27 protein-coding genes are annotated in these 23,742 nt (G+C 56.4%); 15 read left to right on the top strand and 12 right to left on the bottom strand.

The window, feature by feature from the left end; all coding sequences use genetic code 11:
* Positions 1-48: 48 nt before the first annotated feature.
* The 6 genes from flgH (at position 49) to ABLV78_RS16275 (ending at position 6,305) form a co-directional block, all read left to right on the top strand.
* Positions 49-750, top strand: coding sequence for a flagellar basal body L-ring protein FlgH (gene flgH / locus ABLV78_RS16300; protein WP_015367324.1), 702 nt, complete (start codon positions 49-51; stop codon positions 748-750).
* A gap of 39 nt (positions 751-789) precedes the next feature.
* Positions 790-1,890, top strand: coding sequence for a flagellar basal body P-ring protein FlgI (locus ABLV78_RS16295; protein WP_348865259.1), 1,101 nt, complete (start codon positions 790-792; stop codon positions 1,888-1,890).
* A complete protein-coding gene (gene flgJ / locus ABLV78_RS16290; RefSeq protein ID WP_046884163.1) occupies positions 1,890-2,834 on the top strand; it encodes a flagellar assembly peptidoglycan hydrolase FlgJ in 945 nt (314 codons plus the stop codon). The genes ABLV78_RS16295 and flgJ overlap by 1 nt, the downstream gene beginning before the upstream one ends.
* A gap of 250 nt (positions 2,835-3,084) precedes the next feature.
* The gene (gene flgK, locus ABLV78_RS16285) at positions 3,085-4,734 is read left to right on the top strand and encodes a flagellar hook-associated protein FlgK (RefSeq protein WP_015704937.1); all 1,650 of its coding nucleotides are present in this window, start codon (positions 3,085-3,087) and stop codon (positions 4,732-4,734) included.
* 21 nt (positions 4,735-4,755) lie between these two features.
* Positions 4,756-5,715 carry a flagellar hook-associated protein FlgL gene (gene flgL / locus ABLV78_RS16280; RefSeq protein WP_015704938.1) on the top strand — a complete coding sequence of 320 codons (960 nt, stop codon included), beginning with the start codon at positions 4,756-4,758 and terminating at the stop codon, positions 5,713-5,715.
* A 203-nt stretch (positions 5,716-5,918) separates the two neighbouring features.
* Positions 5,919-6,305 (top strand): VOC family protein, encoded by a 387-nt coding sequence (locus ABLV78_RS16275; RefSeq protein ID WP_047043681.1) that lies wholly within the window; start codon positions 5,919-5,921, stop codon positions 6,303-6,305.
* Between the two features lie 55 nt (positions 6,306-6,360).
* Here the strand turns inward: ABLV78_RS16275 and ABLV78_RS16270 are convergent, their stop codons facing one another.
* A complete protein-coding gene (locus tag ABLV78_RS16270) occupies positions 6,361-6,759 on the bottom strand; it encodes a helix-turn-helix domain-containing protein (RefSeq protein ID WP_047043679.1) in 399 nt (132 codons plus the stop codon).
* Positions 6,760-6,839: 80 nt separating this feature from the next.
* Here ABLV78_RS16270 and ABLV78_RS16265 point away from each other — a divergent pair, with 80 nt between their 5' ends.
* Entirely contained in the window at positions 6,840-7,340 is a 501-nt protein-coding gene (locus tag ABLV78_RS16265) for a DUF2938 domain-containing protein (protein ID WP_047043677.1), read from the top strand.
* On the opposite strand, the gene ABLV78_RS16260 is transcribed toward ABLV78_RS16265, so the two are convergent.
* Positions 7,315-8,196, bottom strand: coding sequence for a LysR family transcriptional regulator (locus ABLV78_RS16260; RefSeq protein WP_045397858.1), 882 nt, complete (start codon positions 8,194-8,196; stop codon positions 7,315-7,317). The genes ABLV78_RS16265 and ABLV78_RS16260 overlap by 26 nt on opposite strands.
* 170 nt (positions 8,197-8,366) lie before the next feature.
* Here ABLV78_RS16260 and ABLV78_RS16255 point away from each other — a divergent pair, with 170 nt between their 5' ends.
* The 4 genes from ABLV78_RS16255 to ABLV78_RS16240 all read left to right on the top strand — a co-directional run bounded on the left by ABLV78_RS16255 (position 8,367) and on the right by ABLV78_RS16240 (position 13,561).
* Positions 8,367-9,557 (top strand): MFS transporter, encoded by a 1,191-nt coding sequence (locus ABLV78_RS16255; RefSeq protein ID WP_047043673.1) that lies wholly within the window; start codon positions 8,367-8,369, stop codon positions 9,555-9,557.
* A 297-nt stretch (positions 9,558-9,854) separates the two neighbouring features.
* The gene (locus ABLV78_RS16250) at positions 9,855-10,910 is read left to right on the top strand and encodes an amidohydrolase family protein (RefSeq protein WP_047043671.1); all 1,056 of its coding nucleotides are present in this window, start codon (positions 9,855-9,857) and stop codon (positions 10,908-10,910) included.
* Complete coding sequence (locus tag ABLV78_RS16245; RefSeq protein ID WP_047043669.1) at positions 10,900-12,168, top strand: MFS transporter; 1,269 nt, start codon at positions 10,900-10,902, stop codon at positions 12,166-12,168. The genes ABLV78_RS16250 and ABLV78_RS16245 overlap by 11 nt, the downstream gene beginning before the upstream one ends.
* 58 nt (positions 12,169-12,226) lie before the next feature.
* Positions 12,227-13,561 (top strand): MFS transporter, encoded by a 1,335-nt coding sequence (locus ABLV78_RS16240; RefSeq protein ID WP_047043667.1) that lies wholly within the window; start codon positions 12,227-12,229, stop codon positions 13,559-13,561.
* 39 nt (positions 13,562-13,600) lie between these two features.
* On the opposite strand, the gene ABLV78_RS16235 is transcribed toward ABLV78_RS16240, so the two are convergent.
* Positions 13,601-14,317 carry an IclR family transcriptional regulator gene (locus ABLV78_RS16235; protein WP_045397874.1) on the bottom strand — a complete coding sequence of 239 codons (717 nt, stop codon included), beginning with the start codon at positions 14,315-14,317 and terminating at the stop codon, positions 13,601-13,603.
* Positions 14,318-14,483: 166 nt separating this feature from the next.
* Between ABLV78_RS16235 and ABLV78_RS16230 the strand changes: the two genes are divergently transcribed.
* Complete coding sequence (locus ABLV78_RS16230) at positions 14,484-15,179, top strand: RraA family protein (protein ID WP_047043665.1); 696 nt, start codon at positions 14,484-14,486, stop codon at positions 15,177-15,179.
* Positions 15,176-16,123, top strand: a complete 948-nt coding sequence (locus tag ABLV78_RS16225) for a hydroxyacid dehydrogenase (RefSeq protein ID WP_047043663.1) — start codon at positions 15,176-15,178, stop codon at positions 16,121-16,123. The genes ABLV78_RS16230 and ABLV78_RS16225 overlap by 4 nt, the downstream gene beginning before the upstream one ends.
* A gap of 79 nt (positions 16,124-16,202) precedes the next feature.
* Here ABLV78_RS16225 and ABLV78_RS16220 read toward each other — a convergent pair whose 3' ends face one another.
* Entirely contained in the window at positions 16,203-16,682 is a 480-nt protein-coding gene (locus ABLV78_RS16220; RefSeq protein WP_045397879.1) for a GNAT family N-acetyltransferase, read from the bottom strand.
* 92 nt (positions 16,683-16,774) lie between these two features.
* Between ABLV78_RS16220 and ABLV78_RS16215 the strand changes: the two genes are divergently transcribed.
* A complete protein-coding gene (locus ABLV78_RS16215) occupies positions 16,775-17,710 on the top strand; it encodes a LysR family transcriptional regulator (RefSeq protein WP_047043660.1) in 936 nt (311 codons plus the stop codon).
* Positions 17,711-17,712: 2 nt separating this feature from the next.
* Here the strand turns inward: ABLV78_RS16215 and ABLV78_RS16210 are convergent, their stop codons facing one another.
* A complete protein-coding gene (locus ABLV78_RS16210) occupies positions 17,713-18,120 on the bottom strand; it encodes an MAPEG family protein (protein ID WP_047043658.1) in 408 nt (135 codons plus the stop codon).
* A 100-nt stretch (positions 18,121-18,220) separates the two neighbouring features.
* Between ABLV78_RS16210 and ABLV78_RS16205 the strand changes: the two genes are divergently transcribed.
* The gene (locus ABLV78_RS16205) at positions 18,221-19,111 is read left to right on the top strand and encodes a helix-turn-helix domain-containing protein (RefSeq protein ID WP_047043657.1); all 891 of its coding nucleotides are present in this window, start codon (positions 18,221-18,223) and stop codon (positions 19,109-19,111) included.
* A 584-nt stretch (positions 19,112-19,695) separates the two neighbouring features.
* Here the strand turns inward: ABLV78_RS16205 and sra are convergent.
* From sra to fliM, 7 genes are all read right to left on the bottom strand, one after another.
* Complete coding sequence (gene sra / locus ABLV78_RS16200; RefSeq protein ID WP_072251507.1) at positions 19,696-19,830, bottom strand: stationary-phase-induced ribosome-associated protein; 135 nt, start codon at positions 19,828-19,830, stop codon at positions 19,696-19,698.
* Between the two features lie 262 nt (positions 19,831-20,092).
* Complete coding sequence (gene fliR / locus ABLV78_RS16195; protein ID WP_047043654.1) at positions 20,093-20,875, bottom strand: flagellar biosynthetic protein FliR; 783 nt, start codon at positions 20,873-20,875, stop codon at positions 20,093-20,095.
* A gap of 2 nt (positions 20,876-20,877) precedes the next feature.
* Entirely contained in the window at positions 20,878-21,147 is a 270-nt protein-coding gene (fliQ, locus tag ABLV78_RS16190; protein ID WP_015367302.1) for a flagellar biosynthesis protein FliQ, read from the bottom strand.
* A 17-nt stretch (positions 21,148-21,164) separates the two neighbouring features.
* Positions 21,165-21,926 (bottom strand): flagellar type III secretion system pore protein FliP, encoded by a 762-nt coding sequence (gene fliP / locus ABLV78_RS16185; RefSeq protein ID WP_045397378.1) that lies wholly within the window; start codon positions 21,924-21,926, stop codon positions 21,165-21,167.
* Between the two features lie 2 nt (positions 21,927-21,928).
* Positions 21,929-22,321, bottom strand: coding sequence for a flagellar biosynthetic protein FliO (gene fliO / locus ABLV78_RS16180; protein ID WP_047043652.1), 393 nt, complete (start codon positions 22,319-22,321; stop codon positions 21,929-21,931).
* Entirely contained in the window at positions 22,321-22,737 is a 417-nt protein-coding gene (gene fliN / locus ABLV78_RS16175; RefSeq protein WP_015367299.1) for a flagellar motor switch protein FliN, read from the bottom strand. Before fliN ends, fliO begins: the two co-directional genes overlap by 1 nt.
* Complete coding sequence (fliM, locus tag ABLV78_RS16170) at positions 22,730-23,737, bottom strand: flagellar motor switch protein FliM (RefSeq protein ID WP_015367298.1); 1,008 nt, start codon at positions 23,735-23,737, stop codon at positions 22,730-22,732. The genes fliN and fliM overlap by 8 nt, the downstream gene beginning before the upstream one ends.
* Between the last annotated feature and the right edge of the window lie 5 nt (positions 23,738-23,742).

Below are 23,742 nucleotides of genomic sequence, written 5' to 3'. Positions count from 1 at the left end.
GCTTTTTTGGTGTAACAAAGGCGATACCCCGTGGTAACCACACATTCGATGGCCACCCTGCCGCGCCAGGGACAACGCTTGCTGGCGGGCATGGTGATGCTGACGCTGAGCGGCTGCGCGTACATTCCGCATAAACCGTTGGTCGATGGCTCGACCTCGGCGCAGCCCGCGCCGCCGACCGCGCCGGTACCGAACGGCTCTATTTTTCAGGCCGCGCAGCCGATGAACTACGGCTATCAGCCGCTGTTTGAAGACCGCCGCCCGCGCAACGTTGGCGACACGCTAACCATCGTGCTGCAGGAAAACGTCAGCGCCAGCAAGAGTTCTTCCGCCAATGCCAGCCGTAACGGTTCCAGCAAGTTTGGCGTCGCCACCGCGCCGCGCTACTTAGACGGCCTGTTGGGCAACGCCCGCGCCGATATGGATATTTCCGGCGATAACAGTTTCGGCGGCAAAGGCGGGGCGAATGCCAATAACACCTTCAACGGCACCATTACCGTCACCGTTAATCAGGTACTGAGCAACGGCAACCTGCACGTGGTGGGGGAAAAACAGATCGCCATTAACCAGGGCACCGAATTCATTCGCTTCTCCGGGGTGGTTAACCCGCGCACCATCAGCGGTAGCAACTCGGTCACCTCAACGCAGGTGGCGGACGCGCGCATCGAGTATGTCGGCAACGGCTACATCAATGAAGCGCAGACGATGGGCTGGCTGCAGCGGTTCTTCCTCAACGTCTCCCCGTACTAATGGGCGGGCCATTTGCGGTGTTACTGAAAAGAGATTCACATGGTTAAAAAACTCATCATTGCGCTATTAATCGGCGCGGCCAGCTTACCGGCGACGGCGGAGCGTATTCGCGATCTGGTGACGGTACAGGGCGTGCGCGATAACGCCTTAATCGGCTACGGCCTGGTGGTGGGGCTCGACGGCTCCGGCGACCAGACCATGCAAACGCCGTTTACCACCCAAAGCCTGAGCAACATGCTATCGCAGCTCGGCATTACCGTGCCGCCGGGCACTAACATGCAGCTGAAAAACGTCGCCGCGGTGATGGTCACGGCGAAGCTGCCGCCCTTCGCGCGCGCGGGGCAGAATATCGATGTGGTGGTCTCATCAATGGGCAACGCTAAAAGCCTGCGCGGCGGGACCTTGCTGATGACGCCGCTCAAAGGGGTGGATAACCAGGTTTATGCGCTGGCCCAGGGCAACGTGCTGGTGGGCGGCGCCGGCGCGGCGGCGGGCGGCAGCAGCGTACAGGTCAATCAGTTGGCTGGCGGACGCATCAGCAACGGCGCCACCATCGAGCGCGAACTGCCGACTACTTTCGGCAGCGGCGGGGTGCTCAACCTGCAGCTCAATGATGAAGATTTCACCCTCGCGCAGCAGATTAGCGATGCGATTAACCGCCAGCGCGGCGGCTGCACCGCATCGCCGCTCGATGCGCGTACCATTCAGGTATTGGTGCCGCAGGGCAATAGCTCGCAGGTGCGATTCCTCGCCGAGATCCAGAATATCAACGTTAACGTTGGCGCCATGGATGCCAAAGTGATTATCAACTCGCGTACCGGTTCGGTGGTGATGAATCGCGAGGTGATTCTTGATTCCTGCGCGGTGGCTCAGGGTAACCTGTCGGTGGTGGTCGACCGACAAACCAGCGTCAGCCAGCCGACGACGCCGTTCGGCGGCGGCCAGACGGTGGTCACGCCGAATACCCAGATTTCAATGCAGCAGCAGGGCGGTTCGCTGCAGAAAATCAACGCCAGCGCCAACCTCAACAACGTGGTGCGCGCGCTGAACGCGCTGGGGGCGACGCCAATCGACCTGATGTCGATTCTGCAAGCCATGCAAAGCGCCGGCTGCCTGCGCGCCAAACTGGAAATTATCTAATGGCCAGCGATGTTATGGCGATGTCGGGCGCCGCCTATGACGCCCAGGCGCTGAACGGCCTGAAGCGCGATGCCGCCGCCGATCCGCAGGGCAACCTCAAGCAGGTGGCGCAGCAGGTCGAAGGCATGTTTGTACAGATGATGCTAAAGAGCATGCGCGCCGCGCTACCGCAGGATGGCGTACTCAGCAGCGACCAGACCCGGCTCTATACCTCGATGTACGATCAGCAGATTGCCCAGCAGATGTCGCAAAAGGGATTAGGGCTGGCCGACATGATGGTCAAGCAGATGAGCAATGCCAACGCGGTCCCCAGCGAAACGGCGGGCACCGCGCCGATGGCGCTGGATAATGAGGTGCTGCAGACGCTGCCGAATCAGGCGCTGGAGCAGATGATCCGCCGGGCGGTACCGAAAGCGCCGCCAGCCGCCGCGCCGCTATCGCTCAACAACGGCAACTTCGTTGCCCGTCTGTCAATGCCGGCGCGTGCCGCCAGTGAGCGCAGCGGGATCCCGCATCAGCTGATAGTCGCCCAGGCGGCGCTGGAATCCGGCTGGGGGCAGCGCGAAATCCCGACCGCTGACGGTACCCCGAGCTACAACCTGTTTGGTATTAAGGCCGGGGGCAACTGGAAGGGGCCGGTTACCGAGATCACCACCACCGAATTTGAACAGGGGGTGGCGAAGAAGGTGAAGGCCAAATTCCGCGTCTACGATTCGTATTTCTCGGCGATTGCTGACTACGTCAAGCTGCTGACCAACAACCCGCGTTATGCCTCGGTTGCCGAAGCGTCCACTCCGGAGCAGGCGGCGCACGAGCTGCAGCGCGCGGGCTACGCCACCGACCCGCAATACGCCAGCAAGCTGGTCAGCGTGATTCAGCAGATGAAGCACGCCGGGGCGCAGGCGGTGAAAGCCTATGCCGCGGATATTAACGATCTGTTCTAGGTTCGAAGGTCGCGCCTTCTCCCGGCTCGCGCTCCCGGTTAATTCTGCTGCGATATGTTTTCCCGGAGGCGGCGCATTGCGCCTTGTCCGGGCTACCACATCGCACAGTGCTGTAGCCCGGTAAGCGGTAGCGACATCCGGCATAAAAGCGGCTGCGGAATTTTGCAGGCAGATTTACTCAAGTTTTTACTTCTCTGACCGATAACAAGGGCAAGCTGAGCGAATTGACTTGGCAGCATAAGGAACCCTGATGTCCAATAGCTTAATCAATACGGCGATGAGCGGACTGAATGCGGCGCAGGTGGCGCTCAGTACCGTCAGCAACAATATCTCTAACTACAACGTGGCGGGTTATAACCGGCAGACGGCGATTCTGGCCCAAAACGGCGGCCTGGCCACTATGAACGGTTTTATCGGTAACGGCGTGACCGTGACCAGCGTCAACCGCGAATATAACCAGTTCATCACTAATCAGCTGCGCGGCGCGCAGAGCGCGGCCGGTTCGCAGAACGCCTACTACGAAAAGATTTCGCAGATCGATAATCTGCTGGCCAGCAAAACTAATACCCTGTCGGGGAGCCTGCAGGATTTTTTCACCAATTTGCAGAACCTGGTGAGCAACGCCGGCGACGACGCGGCGCGCCAGACGGTGCTGGGTAAGGCTAACGGCCTGGTCAACCAGTTTAATAATACCGATAAATATCTGCGCGACATGGACAGCGGCGTTAATCAGCAAATTAACGACACCGCCCAGCAGATTAACAGCTATAGCCAGCAGATTGCCCGTCTTAACGATGAGATTACCCGCCTGCGCGGCAGCGCCAGCGGCGAACCGAACGCGCTGCTCGATCAGCGCGATCAGTTGGTCAGCGAACTCAACCAACTGGTGGGCGTTCAGGTAACCCAGCAGGACGGCGACGCTTATACCGTCTCCTTCGCCAACGGCCTGACCCTGGTGCAGGGCAACAACAGCTATCAGGTGGAAGCGATCCCTTCCAGCAGCGACCCTTCGCGCCTGACTCTCGGCTATAACCGCGGCAGCGGCGCCAGCGAAGTACCGGAAGGGCAGATCACCAGCGGCAGCCTGAGCGGCGTGCTGCGTTTTCGCAGCGAGACGCTGGACGGCGTGCGCAATCAGCTCGGGCAACTGGCGCTGGCGATGGCCGATAGCTTTAACCAGCAGCACCGCGAGGGCTTCGATCTCAACGGTGAGCAGGGGGGCGATTTCTTCAGTTTCAGCGGCGCGCGGGTGGTTGATAACACGCGCAATACCGGCGATGCCTCGCTGTCGGTCTCCTATACCGATACCAGCAAGGTAAAAGCCAACGACTACCGCGTGGAGTATGACGGCGCCAACTGGCAGGTCAGCCGTCTGCCGGACAACGTCAAAGTCAACGCCACCGCCGGTAAAGATGCAGACGGTAACCCGACGCTGAGCTTTGATGGTCTCGAAGTCAGCATTGATGGCAACCCGCAGCAGAAAGATAGCTTTACGGTAAAGCCGGTCAGCGACGTGGCGGGCAACCTGAAAGTGGCGATTACCGATTCAGCGAAAATCGCCGCCGCCGGTAAAGATGACAGCGGCCGCGGCGATAACGATAACGCTAAAAAACTGCTCGATCTGCAGACCAAAAACCTGGTGGATGGCAAAGCGACGCTCAGCGGCGCCTACGCCGGGATCGTCAGCGGCGTGGGCAACCAGACCGCCGCCGCGAAGGTGAGCAGCGAATCGCAGTCCAGTATCGTCACCCAACTGGCCCGTCAACAGCAGTCGCTCTCCGGGGTAAACCTCGACGAAGAGTATGGCGAGCTCCTGCGTTTCCAGCAGTACTACATGGCGAACGCCCAGGTGATCCAGACCGCCAGCTCGCTGTTCGACGCGCTGCTGAATATTCGTTGATTGTATTGAGGAACTGACAGCATGCGCATGAGCACCAGCATGATGTACCAACAGAACATGACCGGCATCACCGGCAATCAGTCGCTGTTTATGAAGGCCGCCGAGCAGCTTTCAACCGGCAAGAAGGTGATTAATCCCTCCGACGATCCGCTGGCGGCATCGCGGGCGGTGATGCTGTCGCAATCGCAGGCCGAGAACAATCAGTACACCCTGGCGCGTACTTTCGCCCGCCAGAGCGTATCGATGGAAGAGACCGTGCTTTCCGGAGCCACCTCGACGATTTCTGATATCAAGGCGCTGATCGTTAACGCCGGCGGCACCGAGAGCGATAACGACCGCGATTCGCTGGCGACCCAGCTACAGGGGCTGAAGGATCAACTGCTCAACCAGGCCAACAGTACCGATGGCAACGGACGCTACCTGTTTGGCGGCTATGAGAATGATAAGCCGCCGTTTGTCGATACTAACGGCAAGATTAGCTATCAGGGCGGCAATAAAACCGTGGAACAGAAGGTTGACGCCAACCGTACGATGACCATCGGCCATACCGGTAATTCGGTATTTATGGCGCTGACCAGCAATCCGAAGCCGGAGCCGGACGGCAGCGCGCCGGTCGCCGATGTGTTCGCCAGTATCGATATTGCGCTGGAGGCGTTGAAAACGCCGCTGCAGGGGGCCGATGACGCCACCAAACAGCAGGTGAACGATGCGCTGGCGAAGGCCAACCGCGGCCTCGATAACTCCTACAACAAGGTATTAAGCGTGCGCGCCGAGCTGGGCAACCAGCTACAGGAGATGGATCAGCTCGATAGCATCGGTAAAGAGCGTGATATGACCAACCAGCTGCAGATGAGCGCCCTGACCGATGCTGACCTGGCGGAATCTATCTCTTCTTATTTTATGCAGCAGGCGGCGCTGCAGGCATCTTATAAAACCTTCAGCGATATGCAGGGCATGTCGCTGTTTCAGATGAATCGCTAATCACGAATATCCACTTTTTCATTTAGCACCTTGGCACCACATCCCGTTCTCTCTGTGTACGCGGGGTGAGGTGCCCTTTTTTTCGGGGGCCTGATTAGAGAAGAGAGCGGGTGGGCTCTCAGCGACAAATTCACCACATCGTAGCGTGTAAACTCAAACCGGATCCCAACCTTCACACCGTATCCTCTTCAGGAGAATCCAGGATGTTTACTCATATGCGTATCGCCAAACCCGTCACCGATCTTGCACGGTCCTGTTTGATGTACTGCCAGGGACTGGGCTTACACAAAATTGCTGAATTCAACGATCACGATGGTTTTAATGGAATAATGTTAGGGCGACAGGGGCTCGGCTGGCATATAGAATTTACCTGGTGCCAGTATCATCCCGTGCAACCCTTGCAGACGGAGGAAGATTTACTCGTGCTGTATTACCCGGATAAGAAGGAGTGGCTAGATGCTTGCGCCAGAATGCGCGAAGCGGGCTTTAACTTGACGAATTCTTTTAACCCTTACTGGGATGTCAATGGCCAAACGTTCGTTGATCCAGATGGCTACAGGGTGGTACTCCAGAATAAAGCGTGGGGATAAAGACTCGCGCCTCAATGCGCTAATTCTTCCTCAGCAAGCCCCAATACAGGGATGTTCATTTAAACAGTCTAATGCCCTTCGCCACAATTTTTATAAATTCAGGGCATTGCATATGTTCCGGCGCAGTACAGCGGGCGGCGTGTTTTAGCCCCTGGCTTAACAGCTGTAACCGACGAATGGTGTTATCAATTTCCTGCGCGCGCTGCTCAAGCCGTTGGTTATCAATGGCTATCTTGCCGTCAGCGTTAAATATCCCGGCTATTTCAGAAAGCGAAAAGCCGGCGGCCTGTCCCAGCACGATCAGTTCCAGCTTGTTCAGCACATTTTCATGGTACTGCCTTCGCAGACCATGACGACCAATCGGTTTGATCAAACCTTTCTTTTCATAAAAACGCAGCGCTGAAGGCGTAATGCCGGACAGCGTCGCGACCTCGCGGATATCCAGTTCTTTCATGATTGACTTAAACCTCACTTTAAGTTGCACACTGGTCAACAGAGTAGCATTGGCTCATAAAAAGGAAGAATAAATTGAAGATGATTGTTGCTGTGCAAATTTTGCTGACGGGCCTCGGCGCCACGTTAGTCATGGATTTATGGTCGCTCTTTCAGAAGCATATACTCAAGATTGCGCCGCTGAACTATGCGCTGGTCGGTCGCTGGGCGTTATGGCTTTCGCGGGGGAAAGTGCGGCATAACACCATCGCCGCAACCCCTCCGCTAGAGGGTGAGCGTTTTATCGGCTGGTTATGCCATTATCTGATCGGTATCGCTTTTGCGGCGGTGCCGCTTGTGTTGAGCGGCGCCGATTGGTTTTATGCCCCCACTCTGGCGACAGCGCTGCTGTCAGGGGTCGTAACCTTATTCGCGCCGTTCTTGATCCTGCAGCCCGCATTTGGTTTTGGCGTCGCGGCCTCACGGACTCCCCGACCGTGGCTGGCGCGTTCGCTGAGCCTGGTGGCGCACCTGGCCTACGGCATCGGGCTGTATCTGGCGGCGAGCGCTTACAGAGTTATGGCGATGTCAGCTGATCTTTAATCTCATCAAACAGGGCAATTAAATGATCGGCCACCACTCTGACGCGCCGCGAGTGGGCTAAATCGGAATGCATCACCAGCCATAGGGTTTGGTCGACGCCGATATCCGCATTCACGCACTGCAGGCCATTTTTCCGCGCCATAAAGTGTGGCAACACGCCCAACCCCAGGCCGGCTGAAACCGCCGACAGCTGCGCCAGCAGCGTGTTGGCTTCCACCCGGCACGGCCTGCCGCGAAGCGTCCGAGTTATCCAGCGCGCGGCGGGCAGATGCTGGTGTGATTCTGGCCAGCCTATGTAGTGAGCGTGATTGAACGCGACGTCGGTAGAGCCTGCTTGTCCGGTATCGGCGCTGTACAGACCAAACCCCACCTTCCCGAGACGCTTCAGCGTCAGGTTGCCGCTTTCCGGTTTGACCATTCGAATGGCTAAATCGGCATCCCGTCGATGCAGGTTGACGGATTGCACGCCGCTGAGCACCTCGACCCGCAGGTCGGGATATTTTTCCATCAAGCCGTTGAGTGAAGGCAGAATAAAATGCGCCGCCAGATTGTCCGAGGTAGCCAGCCGGACCAGCCCGGCAACATTCCCCTGCAGCCTCGCCGTCTCGCCAAAAGCGAGCCCTGCATGCTCGAGCGCCTCTGCTCGCGCCAGCAGCGCCTCGCCATCATCCGTTAGCCGGTAGCCGCTTTGATGCCGGCTGAAAAGGGGGACGGCCAATGATTTTTCCAGCCGGTCGAGTCTTCTTGACAGGGTTGCGATGCCCATATCCATAGTTTCTGCCGCGCCGCTTAGCGTACCTGAGCGGGCCACAGCCAGAAAAATCCGCGTATCGTCCCAGTTAAAATCTGCTTTCATTATTTTCCATTTTTGGAAAACGGCTCTCCGTTTTCATGGCTATTTTATCACTTCTCCTGGAATGATACTGCACTGCACCTCAAGAGAAGGCAATAAGCAACGACGCGGAAACTCTAGCGTATCAGGCAAGCCAACTCCTTTTCAGCCATTTTCACCGGGATACAGAAGACATGAACGACCTTGTTTTACAGGCTAACCCAACGCCAATGCGCGCATGGCTCGCCGTAGCTGCGCTGGGCGTCAGCGCATTTTCGATTGTGACCAGCGAGCTGGCGCCGGTCGGTATGCTCAGCGCGCTGGCGAACGATTTGCATCAGTCGCAGGCGGGAGCGGGTCTTGCCGTCACCGCTTATGGCTGGGTAGCCGCGCTGGCCGCTTTACTGGCCGGCGCGATCCCCGCCAGGATTTCACGTAAGGCGTTGTTGATTGTGTTGATGTTAATCCTCGCATTTTCTTGTCTGGCGGCGACCCAGTCGCACACTATGCAGACATTTATGACGGCGCGGATGACAGGGGCGCTGGCGCATGGCGCATTCTGGGCGCTAATAGGCACCGTGGCGGTACAACTGGTACCGGTTGATAAACTGGGGCTGGCCACCTCGGTGATTTTCGCCGGTGTTTCGGCGGCCAGCGTGTTGGGCGTGCCGCTATCGAGCTTTATTGCCGACATGGTCGGCTGGCGACAGGCATTCAGCGCGATTTCACTGCTCTCACTAGCCACCGCCGTGGCTTTGCTCTGGACGCTTCCCACGCTGGCGGCTCCGCAGCCGTTGAGGCTGAAGGTTTACGTTGGGATAGTTAAGAATCCGCTACTGCTTTCATTGTTCGGCGCTACAGCCTGCGTTATTTCCGCGCATTTTGCAGCCTTCACCTATCTTGAGCCGTTGCTCACGCAAACCCGAGGTATACCGACATCGGCGATTTCCGCGCTGCTGCTGATGTCAGGACTTTCCGGGCTGCTGGGAAATATCATCGCCGGCAAACTCATCGATCGACATATCAGGTTGCTGATTATGACATCACTGCTGCTCAGCGCAGGCGCGCTGGGGATGCTGGGGATGAAGAGCCTGTCCTCGCTTCCTCTTTGGTTCACCGCGGTATTGCTCGGCATATGGGGCGCGGGCATGGCTATCGTGTTCGTTGGCTTGCAAACCTGGCTGCTACAAAGCGCAGGGGAGGCGACGCAGCCCGCATCCGCCTTATATGTCGCTATTTTCAATGCTGCCATCGGCACTGGCGCGCTTGTCGGCGGCCTGGTATCGGCAAGGTTTGGTCTTTCGTCACTGGCATTACTGGCGGCGGTGGCGATGATCTGCGGCATGGCGCTGGTCTGGAAGCTGAAAAGCCCAAGAGCGATATAACGCTTTACTCATCGAATAGTCATCGGTAAATGGACAACGTGAGCGGGTCTGGCAGACGTAAGGTTTGCCAGATATCTGGCTGCGACGGGTGGTGTTATTTTATAACTTATTGAAATTTAATTTGTTTTTGTTTTTTCTCAACGTTCTCCTTCTTTACCGACTTTAAACATCTGTGATTCACCTCTTATTTACATCATTTAAACCAATCGTTAACTGGATAAAAACGCGACAGCCTCGTTATAGTAGTTTTGTAAAATAAAACACGGTTGTACATAGTACAACAAAAGCGAGGTGTTCATGGAGATCGTTACCGCACCGCATCTTGCGGTCAGAAACGAGTGGCTTGCGTTACATCGTGAGGCGCCACTACAACCCGAGCTGCCCATCATTGATGCGCATCATCATCTCTGGGATAGGCAAACCGGACGCTATCTCACCCATGAGTTCAGCGACGATATCCAGACCTCAGGGCATCGCGTTTACTCATCGGTCTACGTGCAATGCCGCTCTATGCTGCGCCGCCACGGGCCGGAAACGCTGAAACCGCTTGGTGAAATCGAGTTTGCCAGCGGGATAGCCGCGATGTTCGCCAGCGGACATTATGCAAACGCTCTCGGATGTGGAGCCATCATCGGCGGCCTTAGCTTGCTGGCGGGCGATGCGATGCAGCCTGCCATCGAGAGCGCGCTGGCTTTATCAGGCGGGCGGTTGCGCGGAATGCGTAATCCACTGGCCTGGCATCCGGATCCGCGGGTCACGTCCAGCCCGGTTACGCCACCAGCAGGACTGGCGCTGAGCGACCCGTTCCGTCGGGGCGCTCTCTGCCTTGCGAAAAATGGATTGTCGCTTGATGTGTGGGTTTACCACACGCAACTGGATGAAATTGCCGAGCTGGCGCGGCACATACCAACGCTTCAGATTGTGCTCGATCACTGTGGCGGGCCAGTCGGCGTTGGACCCTATTCAGAAAGGGATCCAGACATGTTTCAGCAGTGGCGAAACAGTATGCGACATCTGGCGGAACTACCGAACGTATGCGTAAAAATTAGCGGATTTGGTATGACGGTCAGGGGATTTCCCTTCGCAGCGGCAGAAACACCGCCGGATTCGCAAATGCTGGCACAGGCCTGGCAACCGTGGTTTGAGACCATTGTTTCGCTTTTCGGTGCGGAACGCTGCATGTTCGCCAGCAACTTTCCGGTCGATAAAGGCATGTTCAGCTACGGCGTTTTCTGGAACGCCTGCAAACGCCTGGCGCAACAGATGTCCCCTGGCGAACAGGCGCAGTTGTGCTGGCGCACTGCCGCAACCTGTTATCGGTTAACCTCTGTGGAGAATATCAATGACCAGTAAAAGCGAGCTGAATCAATTTACTGCGACTAAATCGACGCCTGACACATTGCCACAACGCGTTGCTGAGAGGCGGACGCTGGCGTTGGGCGGCCTTGGCTGGACATTTGAAAGCTACGACTCCTTCCTGCTTTCGCTGCTATTGCCGGTACTGGGCGTGGTGTTCGGTATTAATAAAACCGAGCTTGGGCTGTTTATCAGCGTCACGGCCGGGGGGCAGATTATTGGCGGGATCCTGTTTGGTTTTATCGCCGACAAAATTGGCCGTGTAAAAACGGCGCTGACCTGTATCGCCATCTATTCACTCTTTTCCGGCCTGTTAGCCTTTACGCACGATCAACAACATTTCGCGCTTTTACGTTTTTGCGGCGCGCTGGGTATGGGCGGAATGTGGACATCGGGCGCGGCGCTGATTGCGGAAACCTGGCGGCCAGAGCGGCGCGCGCGCGGCGGGGCGCTGATGCAAATGGGGTTGCCCGTTGGCGCGATTCTGGCCATCAGCCTGACGGCAATCGTGAGCTCGGTTAATGGCGGCCTGGAGCAGGGCGCATGGCGCTATCTGTTTATGATCGGCGCGCTACCGGTGTTCATTATGAGCGTGGTGGCCTGGTTCACGCCGGAATCGCAGGTTTGGCTTGCTCGTCAACAGGCGAAGGCGACGAGTAGTCAACCTGTCGCGAAGCTGGGTAAACACAATCTGAAAGGTCTGCTGCTGGCCTTTGTCTTTATCTTTTTTATTCAGTATCTGTTCTGGGGCGTATTTACCTGGACACCCACCTATCTGCGAGAAGTAAAACACCTGGATTTTCTGCACAGTCTGAAATTTGTACTTGCGCTGCAGGCTGGGGCCATCGCGGGTTTTCTGGTGTTTTCGGTGCTGGCAGATAAATGGGGACGCCGTCCGATGTTCCTGATTTATCTGTTAACGGGCGCCATTGCCGTCGCGCTTTACCTTGTGACCACGCAACCCTTCATTCTGATGGTGGCGATTTTCATGGCCGGTTTTGGTGTTAATGGTATTTTTGCGGGCTCGGGACCCTTCCTTGCAGAAATCATTGGAGACACGTCATCGCGCGGTTTCCTGATGGGGCTTGCCTACAATGGCGGCCGGCTGGGCGGATTTATCGCGCCGCTACTGATTGGCGCCGTCGCCAACGCCGGCGGTTTCACCGCGGGACTGGCGACGACCGTGGTCGCCTTCCTTGCGGCGATGCTGGTGGTGTGGCGAGCGCCGGAAACCAGGGGCATCAAGCTGAAGTAACGTATTTCATCTCTACATCGTTTTCCTGATAAACATAATGAAACCCTGCGAGGAAACAATGACCGATCAATTACCGAATAGCGCTATCGACAACGACGCGCTGGAAAAAGAGACCATGCGGCGGGTTATCTGGCGCATCCTGCCCTTTTTGATTGTCAGCTACCTGGTCTCGATTATTGACCGGGGCAATATTGGTATGGCGGCGCTACAGATGAATGAGGATCTGGGCTTGAGCAAGGCGGCTTTTGGCTTCGCCAGCAGCTTGTATTTTGTCGCCTACTTTATATTTGAAGTTCCCAGCAACCTGGCGATGCAGAAGGTGGGCGCGCGATTGTGGCTCCCGCGGATAATGATCAGTTGGGGAGTGGTATCGATGTGCATGGCGCTGGTGCAAAATACTACCTCCCTTTATATCGTGCGTTTTCTGCTGGGAGCGGCGGAAGCGGGCTTTTTCCCGGGCGTGGTGCTCTATCTTACCTGGTGGATCCCTTCGCGTTACCGTGCGCGCATTATTGCCTCTTTTATGGTGGCCATTCCGCTGGCTAACTTTATCGGTTCACCGCTTTCAGGATTGATCCTGACGCTGGATGGCTGGTTCGGGTTACGCGGCTGGCATCTGTTATTCATCATTGAGGGGCTGCCTGCGGTGCTGCTGGGGGTAGCCGCATTTTTTATCCTGCGTGACCGCCCACAGCAGGCTGGCTGGTTGAACGAGCGGCAGAAAGCGTGGCTGGAAAACACGCTTCAGGCAGAGCGCCAACAGCAGAAACAGATCGGTCACATCAGCACATGGCAACTGTTAAAGCATCGCCAAATCTGGCTGATGGCGCTGATATACGCGGGCGCGTCGTCTGCTGGCACCACGCTTAGCGTCTGGTCTCCACAGCTACTGAAGTCTTTCCATCTTGATAACCTGACTACCGGGCTGCTCAATGCCATCCCCTATGGTCTGGCCTCGGTGCTGATGATTGTCTGGGGGCGGAGTTCGGATCGCACCAATGAACGCCGCTGGCACACGGCTCTCACCCTCTTTATGATTGCGGCTGGCGTGTTCGCGGCGTTCATCAATCTGTCGCTGCCGATTACCATTGTTATTCTCAGTACCATATTAATTGGCGCTTATTCGGCGAAGGGGCCATTCTGGGCGTTGGCCTCAGGCTGGATGAGCAGCACGTCAGCCGCTGCGGGGCTGGCGGCAATCGGCGCGATAGCCAACCTGATTGGCGGAGTGGTGATGGTGAATGCCTATGGTGTGATTAGCGAACAGACAGGAAGCCATACGCTGGCGATGCTACCGCTGGCTGGCTTGTGCCTGGCAGGCGGCATCGCGGTGCTGATCATGGGACGCCGTTACTCGCAGCCTGCCGGTCAGGAAAAACCGGTCACCCATTAATAAGCACAGGCGGGATTTTTCCCGCCTTTTCAACATACGTTATTCTTGTATACCGTAAAACGTTTCGCAGAAGGATTTACTGGCCCCTAACTTGATCGACAGGCGGTTGGCCGTCTCGCGCATTAGCTGGCTGAGGCCGCTCTCTTTGCGGTCCGCAGTCAGACGCGATGACGGTCCTGTCAGCGCCAGTGCCGCGATGGGGTTATCGTGGACGCCAAAAACCGGCATCGCGAAGGCGGAGGTGTGCGGATCGCGCGCGCCAGAGGTATAGAACGGCAGCGTTTCTTCGTCTTCCGGCAGCGCCTCACCCAGTCCCCAATGACGTAAAACTTTGCTGATCGCGGAACCATCCAGTGGGAACTGGCTGCCGGGCAGGTTGCTATGGCGTAATCCCTCTGAAGCTTCGGCGCGGAACAGACACAGTCGTTGGCCGCCCTCTATCACATACCAGCTCGCGCTCTCACTGGAGGCCTGAGACAGCGCCTGCAATTCCGGCTGTACAATTCTCGCAAGCTGAAATGATTGCTCATAAAGCTTGCCGAGATAGAGCAGACGGTGGCCGAGCGTATAGGTGCCATCGTCATGCCGGATAATGTAGCTCATACGCTCAAGCGAATTCATTAAGCGATAAACGGTGGTTTTGTGGTATCCCGAAAGCTGGGCCAGCTCAGTTAACGTCAGGCTGTCATTACCCGGACGGAAGCAATCCAGTAAAGCGAGCGCCTTTTCAACGGCAATTACGCCTTCATTCCCCATCATTTTCTCCTTTTGGCCGAACAAAATTGTACCTGAATTTTGTGATTAACATCGTGTTTACATCACAAACACGCTCTCAGCGCTGGCGAAAAGAGAAGCAATGCTCGTATAGTTGTTTTATATAGTACATCTGTGTTGTACATAGTAAAACAAATGGAGACTAACCATGCCTGCATCACAACAGAAATTAATAAATGTGGATATTGAGCGCGTTAGCGCGGAGGAGGTCCGTCAGGCCGCTGAATATCAGGCGGCGATTCTCGCTGACGTGGCCGGACGCCGCGGCACATTACATGGCCGTATCAAGCCACTGGCGCCACACATGGCTGTGGCCGGCCCGGCGATTACCGTAGAGGTCCGCCCGGGAGATAACCTGGCGATTCACGCTGCGATGGCCGTCGCTAAACCTGGCGATGTGCTGGTGATAGACGGCAAAGGCGATCTCTCCTGCGCTTTACTCGGTGAGATCATGGCCACGCAGGCGCAGGCCAGCGGCATCGCAGGTATCATCATTGACGGCGCAGTTCGCGATGCTGAAACCTTAAGTAAACAAAACTTTCCTGTTTTCGCCGCCGGTCTTAATCCGTGTGGTCCCACCAAGTTCATTCCCGGCCGGGTCAATCATGCTATCTCGGTCGCGGGCGCCGCGGTGCAGGCGGGTGACCTGGTGGTAGGGGATATTGACGGCGTGGTGGTTATCCCCCGCGATGAAGTACGCGCCATCATTGAGTTGGCGAAAGGTAAACTGGAAGGGGAAGTCAAACGTCTGTCGGCCATCCACGACGGCGATCTTCGCCCGCACTGGCTGGAGAACGCGTTGCGTCAGGCGGGTATGCTGAGCGAAGGGGAGGCATTGCCATGAGCGATAAAAAAGTCGTACTGGTAACCGGCAGCGATTTGGCTGAAGCCGCGTTCGGCATGCTGGAAGATTATGAACTCGTATTTGCTGGCCGCCAACCAACAGAAAACCAATTGATAGCATTATGTCAGCAGCATAATCCGGTCGCCATATTAGTGCGCTATGGCAAGATTACGGCATCTGTGATGGATGCCGCTCCGGCGTTGAAGGTCATTTCCAAGCATGGCAGCGGCATTGATGTCATTGACGTCGAAGCGGCGGCGGCGCGCGGCATTATGGTTCGCGCGGCGACAGGCGCTAACGCCGCGGCGGTTTCAGAACACGCCTGGGCATTAATTCTGGCCTGCGCCAAGTCAATCATTCCGCTTGACCGCCGCCTGCGCGAAGGGCACTGGGATAAATCGACGCATAGATCGCTCGAACTGGAGGGCAAAACGCTGGGGCTGATTGGTCTGGGCGCGATTGGCAGCCGCGTGGCGAAAATTGCCGGCGCCTTCGGTATGAAGGTGCTGGCTTACGATCCGTATGCCGCCACGGTTCCTCCCGGATGCGAACGTGTTGATGTACTCAAAGACCTTCTCACGCAGGCTGATGTTGTCTCCCTTCATTGTCCCTTAACGCAGCAAAATCGGGGAATGATAAATGCCGTTACCCTGGCACAGTGTAAACCCGGCGCCATCCTGGTCAATACCGCGCGGGGCGGATTAATCGACGATGCAGCGCTGGCAGCGGCACTAAAAGGAGGGGCGTTGCGCTGGGCGGCGCTCGATAGCTTTAACAGCGAACCACTCACCACGCCGCACATCTGGGAGCGGGTCGAAAATGTCATTCTATCTCCGCACGTTGGCGGCGTAAGCGACGCCTCTTACGTCAAAATGGGTACCGCCGCCGCGGCCAATATTCTACAGGTAGTGCAGGATTCATCGCAGACTGAAACAGCGTACTAACTTGTCTTTCAGCAGCTCCGCTCTTTCGGGGCTGCTGTGCTTTTTGCAAAGAGCAAGCTGAGTGATGCTGTGAGCAATGTTATTGCTCCGCAAAATTAACCAGCGCTTCGCCATCGAGGCGATAGCGGACCCATTCGCTTTGCGCCGCGGCGCCAATACTGAGGTAAAAATCAATGGCCGGCTGGTTCCAGTCCAGCACGCTCCACTCAAGGCGTCCGCAGCGGCGCGCAACCGCATACCGGGCAATGGTTTTTAGCAGCGCTCGACCCGCGCCCTGGCCGCGATAGTCCGGCGAGATATACAAATCTTCCATATAAATACCGTTGCGTCCGAGCCAGGTTGAATAGCTGGTGAAGAACACGGCATAGCCCGCCGTTTTACCGTCAATTTCGCAGATCAGCGCTTCGGTTTTACTGTCGTCGCCAAACAGGGTTTCGCGGATCTCTTCGGGGGTGGTGACCACTTCCTGCGGGGCTTTTTCGTACACCGCCAGTTCATAAATCATGTTGTAGATGGCGGAAGCGTCATCCGCACGGGCCTGTCTAATCGTAATACTCATAATTTTTCCTGTCGTTTTCACATGTTAACGATATTGATGACGCTAAGCATAGGGGGTATTGTCAGAAGAATTAAGTGCAATGAAATCACCCAATGATGAATATTATGCATCCGGCGCTCAGACGCCTCGATCTCAATCTGCTGCTCGTTTTTGATGCTATCTATCGCCACTGTTCCGTTCGTCTTGCCGCCGATGAGCTGGCGATGAGTACCTCCGCGTTGAGCCACGCGCTGTCGCGGCTGCGCGTGGCGCTGAACGATCCGTTATTTTTTCGCGAAGGGCATCGGATGTGCCCGAGCGTCTATGCCACTCAGCTCGCGCCCTCCATCGCTTCAGTATTGAAATTACTTAATCAGGAACTCACGCGACAGCCAGAGTTTAGTGCCGCCGACAGCACCGAGCGGATCCAGATAGCCATTACCGATTTCACCGCGTTATGCATTTTCCCTGCGCTGATGCAAAAGCTGCAGCATGAAGCGCCGGGACTGCGTTTTGAGCTCCGTTATTTGCCGCATAGCCCGGCGCTGACGGAGCTGCTGGCGGGAGAGGTGGATCTGGCGCTGGGCTTCAGCACCGCTGAAGATATCCGTCATCATGAACTCGAGGAAATTGACTGGTTTGAGGATGAGTATGTGGTGATCAGCCATACCCGTCGCACGGCGCTGACGTTGGCGGATTATCTCGCCGCGCGGCATCTGGTGGTCACGCCGTGGAATGAAAAGCAGGGAGTGTTGGATTTACGCCTGCAGGAATTAGGCTATACGCGGCAGATAGCGCTCAAAACCCCTTCGATGCTCAGCGCGCCGTTTATTGTGGCGCAAAGCGATCTGTTAATGGCGATTCCTCGTTATGCCGCAGAGAAGTTCCTTCATGCCGCCCCGATCGCGATTTTTCCTTTGCCGTTCGCCATAAGCCCGTTCACCGTGAAGATCTATTCCCATAAACGCGGCGGGCAGCGAGGAGCAACCAAATGGCTTAAGACGGCGCTACAAAGCCTGGCGTTGGCAGAGAATGCCGGGAGTTTTTAACCTCAAAAAACCGAACTTAAAATAACTATCGCTATGGTAACCGTCGCGACAAAACCGGTCTGAAAGGCGAGCGTTCGGATAACGGGGATCCCGGCGGTATGCGCAATATAATGGACAATGCGCGCGAGCAAATAAACTTTAGCCGCAATTAACGTTATGGCGTTATTGACGTTAAGCAACGCGGCGACCACAACCAGTGGGGCAAAAATAACGAGGTTTTCTACCGCGTTGGCATGCGCCTTTTGCGCACGCTGCGCCCAGGGCGCCAGCCCGGTTGATGGCGAATGGCCGTTTCCCGCCGCGGGCGCGACGTTAATGCGCGTGGCTCTGGCAATAATATAGGGGATCCACATCATAACCGTTAGCAGACAAATTAACGCAAGGATAATCAGTTCAGGATTATTTTTCATGGCAATTGACTCTGGTAATTAATAACGATAGAGGAAAGTCTATGGCTAAGGTTAAAATAGAACCATATGCAAAAATGACAATTTCAATACCATTAACGACATGAAGATAAATATTCTGACTCTGGATGGCGTTTTCGACACCGGCTTAGCGACGTTGCTGGATACGTTCGCCGCGGCCAATGATATGGCGCGACGTCAGAGCATGAATATTTCTCGCTTTGAGGTGCAGATGATTGCCGTGACCGGGCAGGTTAAATCAGCCCATGGGTTGAGTATTCCTGCTCATCAGGCATCGGGTTTGGATTATCCCGACTGGATTGTGGTGCCGGCGATCAACGTTCACGCACGACAATCGCCACCGGATGGCTGGCTCGATATTGCTGACGCTAAGCGGTTTTTGCAAAACATGGCGAAGCACGGCGTTAAAATTGCCGCCGCCTGTTTAAATACCTTCATCCTGGCGGATAGCCGTTTGCTCAATGAGCAGACCGCCGCTGCGTCATGGCTCAATGCGGCTGCGCCGATCCTTCCCGGCGCAATGATGGGCCATGTGGAGCTGGCGCTGTGGCTGATTCGCCAGAGCAGCCCGCCGCTTGCCGATTTGCTGGCAAAAGCGATGGCGGCTGATATCCGCCATCCTCAGGTTTCACGCCTGCCGGCAGGTTATCCTCAGCATGCCGATGATCTGATCAACCGCTTTGCGCACTGGTCGCGATCGCATCTGGCGCAGGGATTTTCCCTGCAGGCGGCTGCCGGCGCGCTTAACGTGCATCCACGCACCTTACAGCGCAGAATGGAGGCCGCGCTGGGGAAATCACCGTTGGCTTTTTTTCAGCAATTGCGGGTCGAACGAGTAAAGCAGCTGCTTGCCGAGGGGAAAGATATTGAGACGATTACCGCTGACGTGGGTTATTCGGAAGTGTCGACGCTGCGGGCGTTGCTGCGCCGTCAGACTGGAAAGGGAATACGGGCGCTGCGTCATGCTGTGTGAGCGTATTCGTTTAAAGAAAGTAATCATAGAGTAAAGAGGAGTTATTTCTCCTTGACTGTTTTATTAATTCTTTTGTTTTTCCGAACCAGGCAATATCTATATCTTCTATGGTCAAATGTAGAATGGAAACCGACAGGAATATTTTTGTCGGGTGGCGGCTAACGCCTTACCCGACCTACGGAACGTACCATTGCGAACTGAAACTGCCGGTGTTAGTGGCATCAAAATCCCCCGGTGGGTGGCTACTGCGCTTTGCGATTTGGTAGCCCGGAGAAGGCGCAACGCGCCGCGTCCGGGAAAAACCATTAAAAAAGTTGCAAACCGATAACAGTATCTACCACGGCATGTGATCTGTAGGCCCGCGCAAGCGTAGCGCCGCCGGGCAATAACCGCGGGTAAAGAGCTACTTTCGCGCCGGATGGCGGCTGCGCCTAATCCGGCCTACGGTCTACGACTCGTACCATTGCGAACTGAAACTGCCGGTGTTGGTGGCCTCAAAATCCCCGGCGGCGCGAGCGCTTACCGGGGCTACGATACTGTGCAATTTGGAATTATGTTGCGCAAAGAACAATTGCCAGTCAGGATTATTTCTTTTTCTTCACCACTTTCCATTTTCCGCCAGCGGCAGTGTCGGCCAGCACGATTTTAAATCGGTTACTTTCCCAGTGGGGCAGGCCTAATACACGCCGCGCTATACGGTTACCTTTCGCCTTAATCATGATGTCGCTCCTTATTTTATTAAAGATGCACTAAACCCACGCATAAAAATATTCTGCGTTTCCCGAGGTTTTAATTTTTCTAAAAAATAAAATTCACTAACAATCAAATTCAGGTTTTATTGTAGGGTGGCTATTTTTTAATTCAAGCCGCTATGAACATTCGGACCTTAGTAGCAATAAAAACGTTTTTCCAGGCTTTTATCCCAGTAAACGTTTTTTATTGCCATTTTGTCCGGCGAAAAAGAGGGAAATAACGGCAGGGTTAAAACGTCATACCGCCGATAACGGCCGCCAGGCGATCGAACATCTCGCCAAACAGGTGTTCGCAGAAGGGGGCCAGCATCGGCATCATCATGCCGAGGGTCATAATGCCAAAGGTCATGGTCACCGGGAAACCGATCACGAATACCGACAGCTGCGGCGTCATGCGGTTGAGCAGACCCAAAGCGATATTGAGCGTGAGCAACAGACAAATCAGCGGTAACGCCAGCATCATGCCGTTGATAAAGATTAACGAACCCAGTTGGGCGAGCGCCAGGAAACCGTTGCCGTTTAGCGGCTGGCTCTGGATCGGCAGGGTATGGAAGCTGTCGGCCAGCAGCGAGATAAGCCACAGGTGGCCGTCAAAGCTTAAAAACAGCAGCATTGCCAGCAGGTTCAGCAGCCGTGCCAGCACCGGCATATTGGGGCCGCCGCTGGGGTCGAAGAAGGTGGCGAACGATAGCCCCATCTGCATGCCGATGACTTCGCCGGCGAGGCGTACCGCGGCGAAAGCCAGCTGCATCGTCAGCCCCAGCGCCGCGCCGATCAGGATCTGCTGAATCGCCAGCCATAAACCGGCAGCAGAGATAATGGGGATCGCGTTGGCGGGCAGCGTTGGGGCGATCAGTATCGCAATCAGGCCGCCGAGGCCGATTTTCACCTTTTTGCTGATCTGCTTTTCACTCAGTACCGGCGCGGTGCTGATGAGAGCCAGAATACGCAGCAGCGGCCAGAAATACTGGCTGAGCCATTCGCTAAGCTGGGCGCTGTCAAAGGGGATCACGGCTAGCCGATAATATTAGGCAGGTTGCTGAATAACGTGCGCATATAGTCCAGCAGCAGGTTCAGCATCCACGGCCCGGCGATAATAATCGTCGCCACGACCGCGAGAATTTTGGGGATGAACGACAGGGTCATCTCGTTAATCTGGGTGGCGGCCTGCAGCAGGCTGACCACCAGCCCGCTGATTAGCGCCGCCAGCAGCAGCGGGGCGGCCAGCGCCAGGGCGACCTTCATCGCTTCGGTGCCAATGGCCATCACGGATTCTGGCGTCATGATTGTTCTCCGGCGGTTCAGGAATAGAAGCTCTGCGCCAGCGAGCCGAGCAGCAGCTGCCAGCCATCCACCAGCACAAACAGCATTAGCTTAAACGGCAGCGAGATCGTCGCCGGCGGCACCATCATCATCCCTAGCGCCATCAGCACGCTGGCGACCACTAGATCGATAATCAGGAACGGAATAAACACCGTAAAACCAATCTGGAAAGCGGTTTTCAGTTCGCTGGTGACGTAGGCGGGCAGCAGAATACGCATCGGTACCGCCTCCGGCCCGGCCAGCGGCGGCTGGTTGGCCAGACGAGCGTACAGCGCCAGGTCGCTTTCGCGGGTCTGGCGCAGCATAAATTCGCGCAGCGGCTGCGCGCCTTTATCCAGCGCCGCATCAAGGCCGATCTTGTCCTGACTAAAGGGCAGGTACGCCTCCTGATAGACCTTGTCGAACACCGGCGACATGATAAAGAAGGTCAGGAACAGCGCCAGCCCGAGCATCACCTGGTTCGGCGGCGCGGAAGGCGTGCCCAGCGCGTTACGCAGCAGACCCAGTACGATGATAATGCGGGTAAAACTGGTCATCATCAGCAGCATCGCCGGCAGGAAGGTCAGCGAGGTCAACAGCACCAGCGTCTGCACCGGCAGCGACCAGCTCTGGCCGCCGTTGGCCAGCGGCTGACTGATAAGCCCCGGAAGCTGGGCGAAGGCGGCAGGACTCAGCAGCAGTAACGCGGCGGCGAGCCACGGCGCCCGACGGCGGAGACAAGCGAACAGAGTAGGGAACATGGCTATTTTTCCGGGCGGTTGAGGACGTTGCGCATCAGCTGGCGGAAGTCGTTCGCAGGCGTGACCGCCGGAGTATCTTCATCGCGCGGTGGCGCCGGGTACTGATGAAGCGGGGTGATCTGCTGGGCGGTGACGCCCAGCACCAGCAGGGTATTATCGACTTCCACCACCACCACGCGCTCGCGCTGGCCAACCTGGCAGCTGGCGCGCAGGTTAAGCAACCGACCGTTGCGCGCCTGCGGCGCAAAGCCGAGGCGGCGGAACAACCAACCGGCCAGCAGGATCAGGAGCAGAATCGCGCCGAGCGCGCTGCTTACCTGCATGAGCGCCGAGCCGCCGGATATTGCCGGTTCGGTAGCCGGTTGGCTGGTCTGCACGATAACGGGGGCGGTCATTAGCGGCTCAACCGACGCATACGTTCGGACGGAGTAATGATATCGGTAATGCGCACGCCGAATTTATCGGCCACCACCACCACTTCGCCCTGGGCTATCAGATAGCCGTTGATCAGGATATCCAGCGGTTCGCCCGCCAGGCCATCCAGCGCGACAACCGATCCCTGCGACAGGCGCAGCAGCTCTTTAATCGTCATTTTGGTGCGCCCCAGTTCAACGGTCAGCTTCACCGGAATATCGAGGATCAGATCGATATCCTGCAGGCTGCCGAGCGCATCCTGGGCCTCCAGCGATTTGAACACCCCATCGGTGGTGGCGCTGGATTTCTCAGACGACTGTTGTTCATTAAGCGCATCAGCCCACAGATCGTCTACGGATTCCTTTCCTGCGCCAGACGGTTGCTTAGGATCACTCATTGGGCTGTTCCTCACTCAGAGCATTCAAAATAGGGTTTATCAAGTGTTCAACACGAAGGGCGTACTGCCCGTTTAAGGTGCCATATTGGCTGGTCAGCACCGGCACGCCGTCGACATGGGCGATAATGCGATCCGGTTTATCTATCGGTAAAACGTCGCCAGGCTGCAGCTTAAGAATTTTCGACAAGCGCATCGGGATATCGACGAAGTTGGCAATCAGCTCAAGCTCGGAGTGCTGCACCTGCTTGACCAACGTTTCGCGCCACTGGCTATCTTCCTGGCGGGAATTCTCCAGCGGCGGATTGGTCAGCAGTTCACGCAGCGGTTCAATCATGGCGAAAGGAATACAGATATTAAATTCACCGCTTAGCGCGCCAATCTCCACCTGGAACGGCGTGGTCACCACGATATCGTTCGGCGAGGTGGTGATGTTGGTGAATTTGACCTGCATTTCCGCACGCACGTATTCGACGTCAATCTTATAGATTGCGCTCCACGCGTCGCCGTAGGCGTCCAGCGCCAGGCGCAGCATACGTTTGATGACCCGCTGCTCGGTGGGCGTGAACTCGCGGCCTTCGACCTTGGTCGGGAAACGCCCGTCGCCGCCGAACAGGTTATCGACGGCGATAAATACCAGGCTCGGGGCGAAGACGAACAGCGCGGTGCCGCGCAGCGGGTTCAGGTGTACCAGATTAAGGTTGGTCGGCACCGGCAGATTGCGGGCAAACTCGTGGTACGGCTGAATTTTAATCGGCCCGACGGTGATGTCCGGGCTGCGGCGCAGCAGGTTGAACAATCCCATGCGGAACTGCCGGGCAAAACGCTCGTTGATAATTTCCAGCGCCTGCAGGCGTTCACGCACCACGCGGCGCTGGGTATTCGGATCGTATGGCTTAACCTCGCTCTCTTTACCGCCGACAACCGTCTCGGGCTCATCGCCCGTGTTGTCACCGTTGAGCAAGGCGTCGATCTCTGCCTGTGAAAGAATGCTATCGCCCATGGTGA

Origin of the sequence: Klebsiella sp. CN_Kp075, from assembly GCF_040065055.2 — a bacterium.
GTDB classification, from domain to species: Bacteria; Pseudomonadota; Gammaproteobacteria; order Enterobacterales; family Enterobacteriaceae; genus Klebsiella; species Klebsiella aerogenes.
This window is presented reverse-complemented; position numbering and strand designations above follow the sequence as displayed.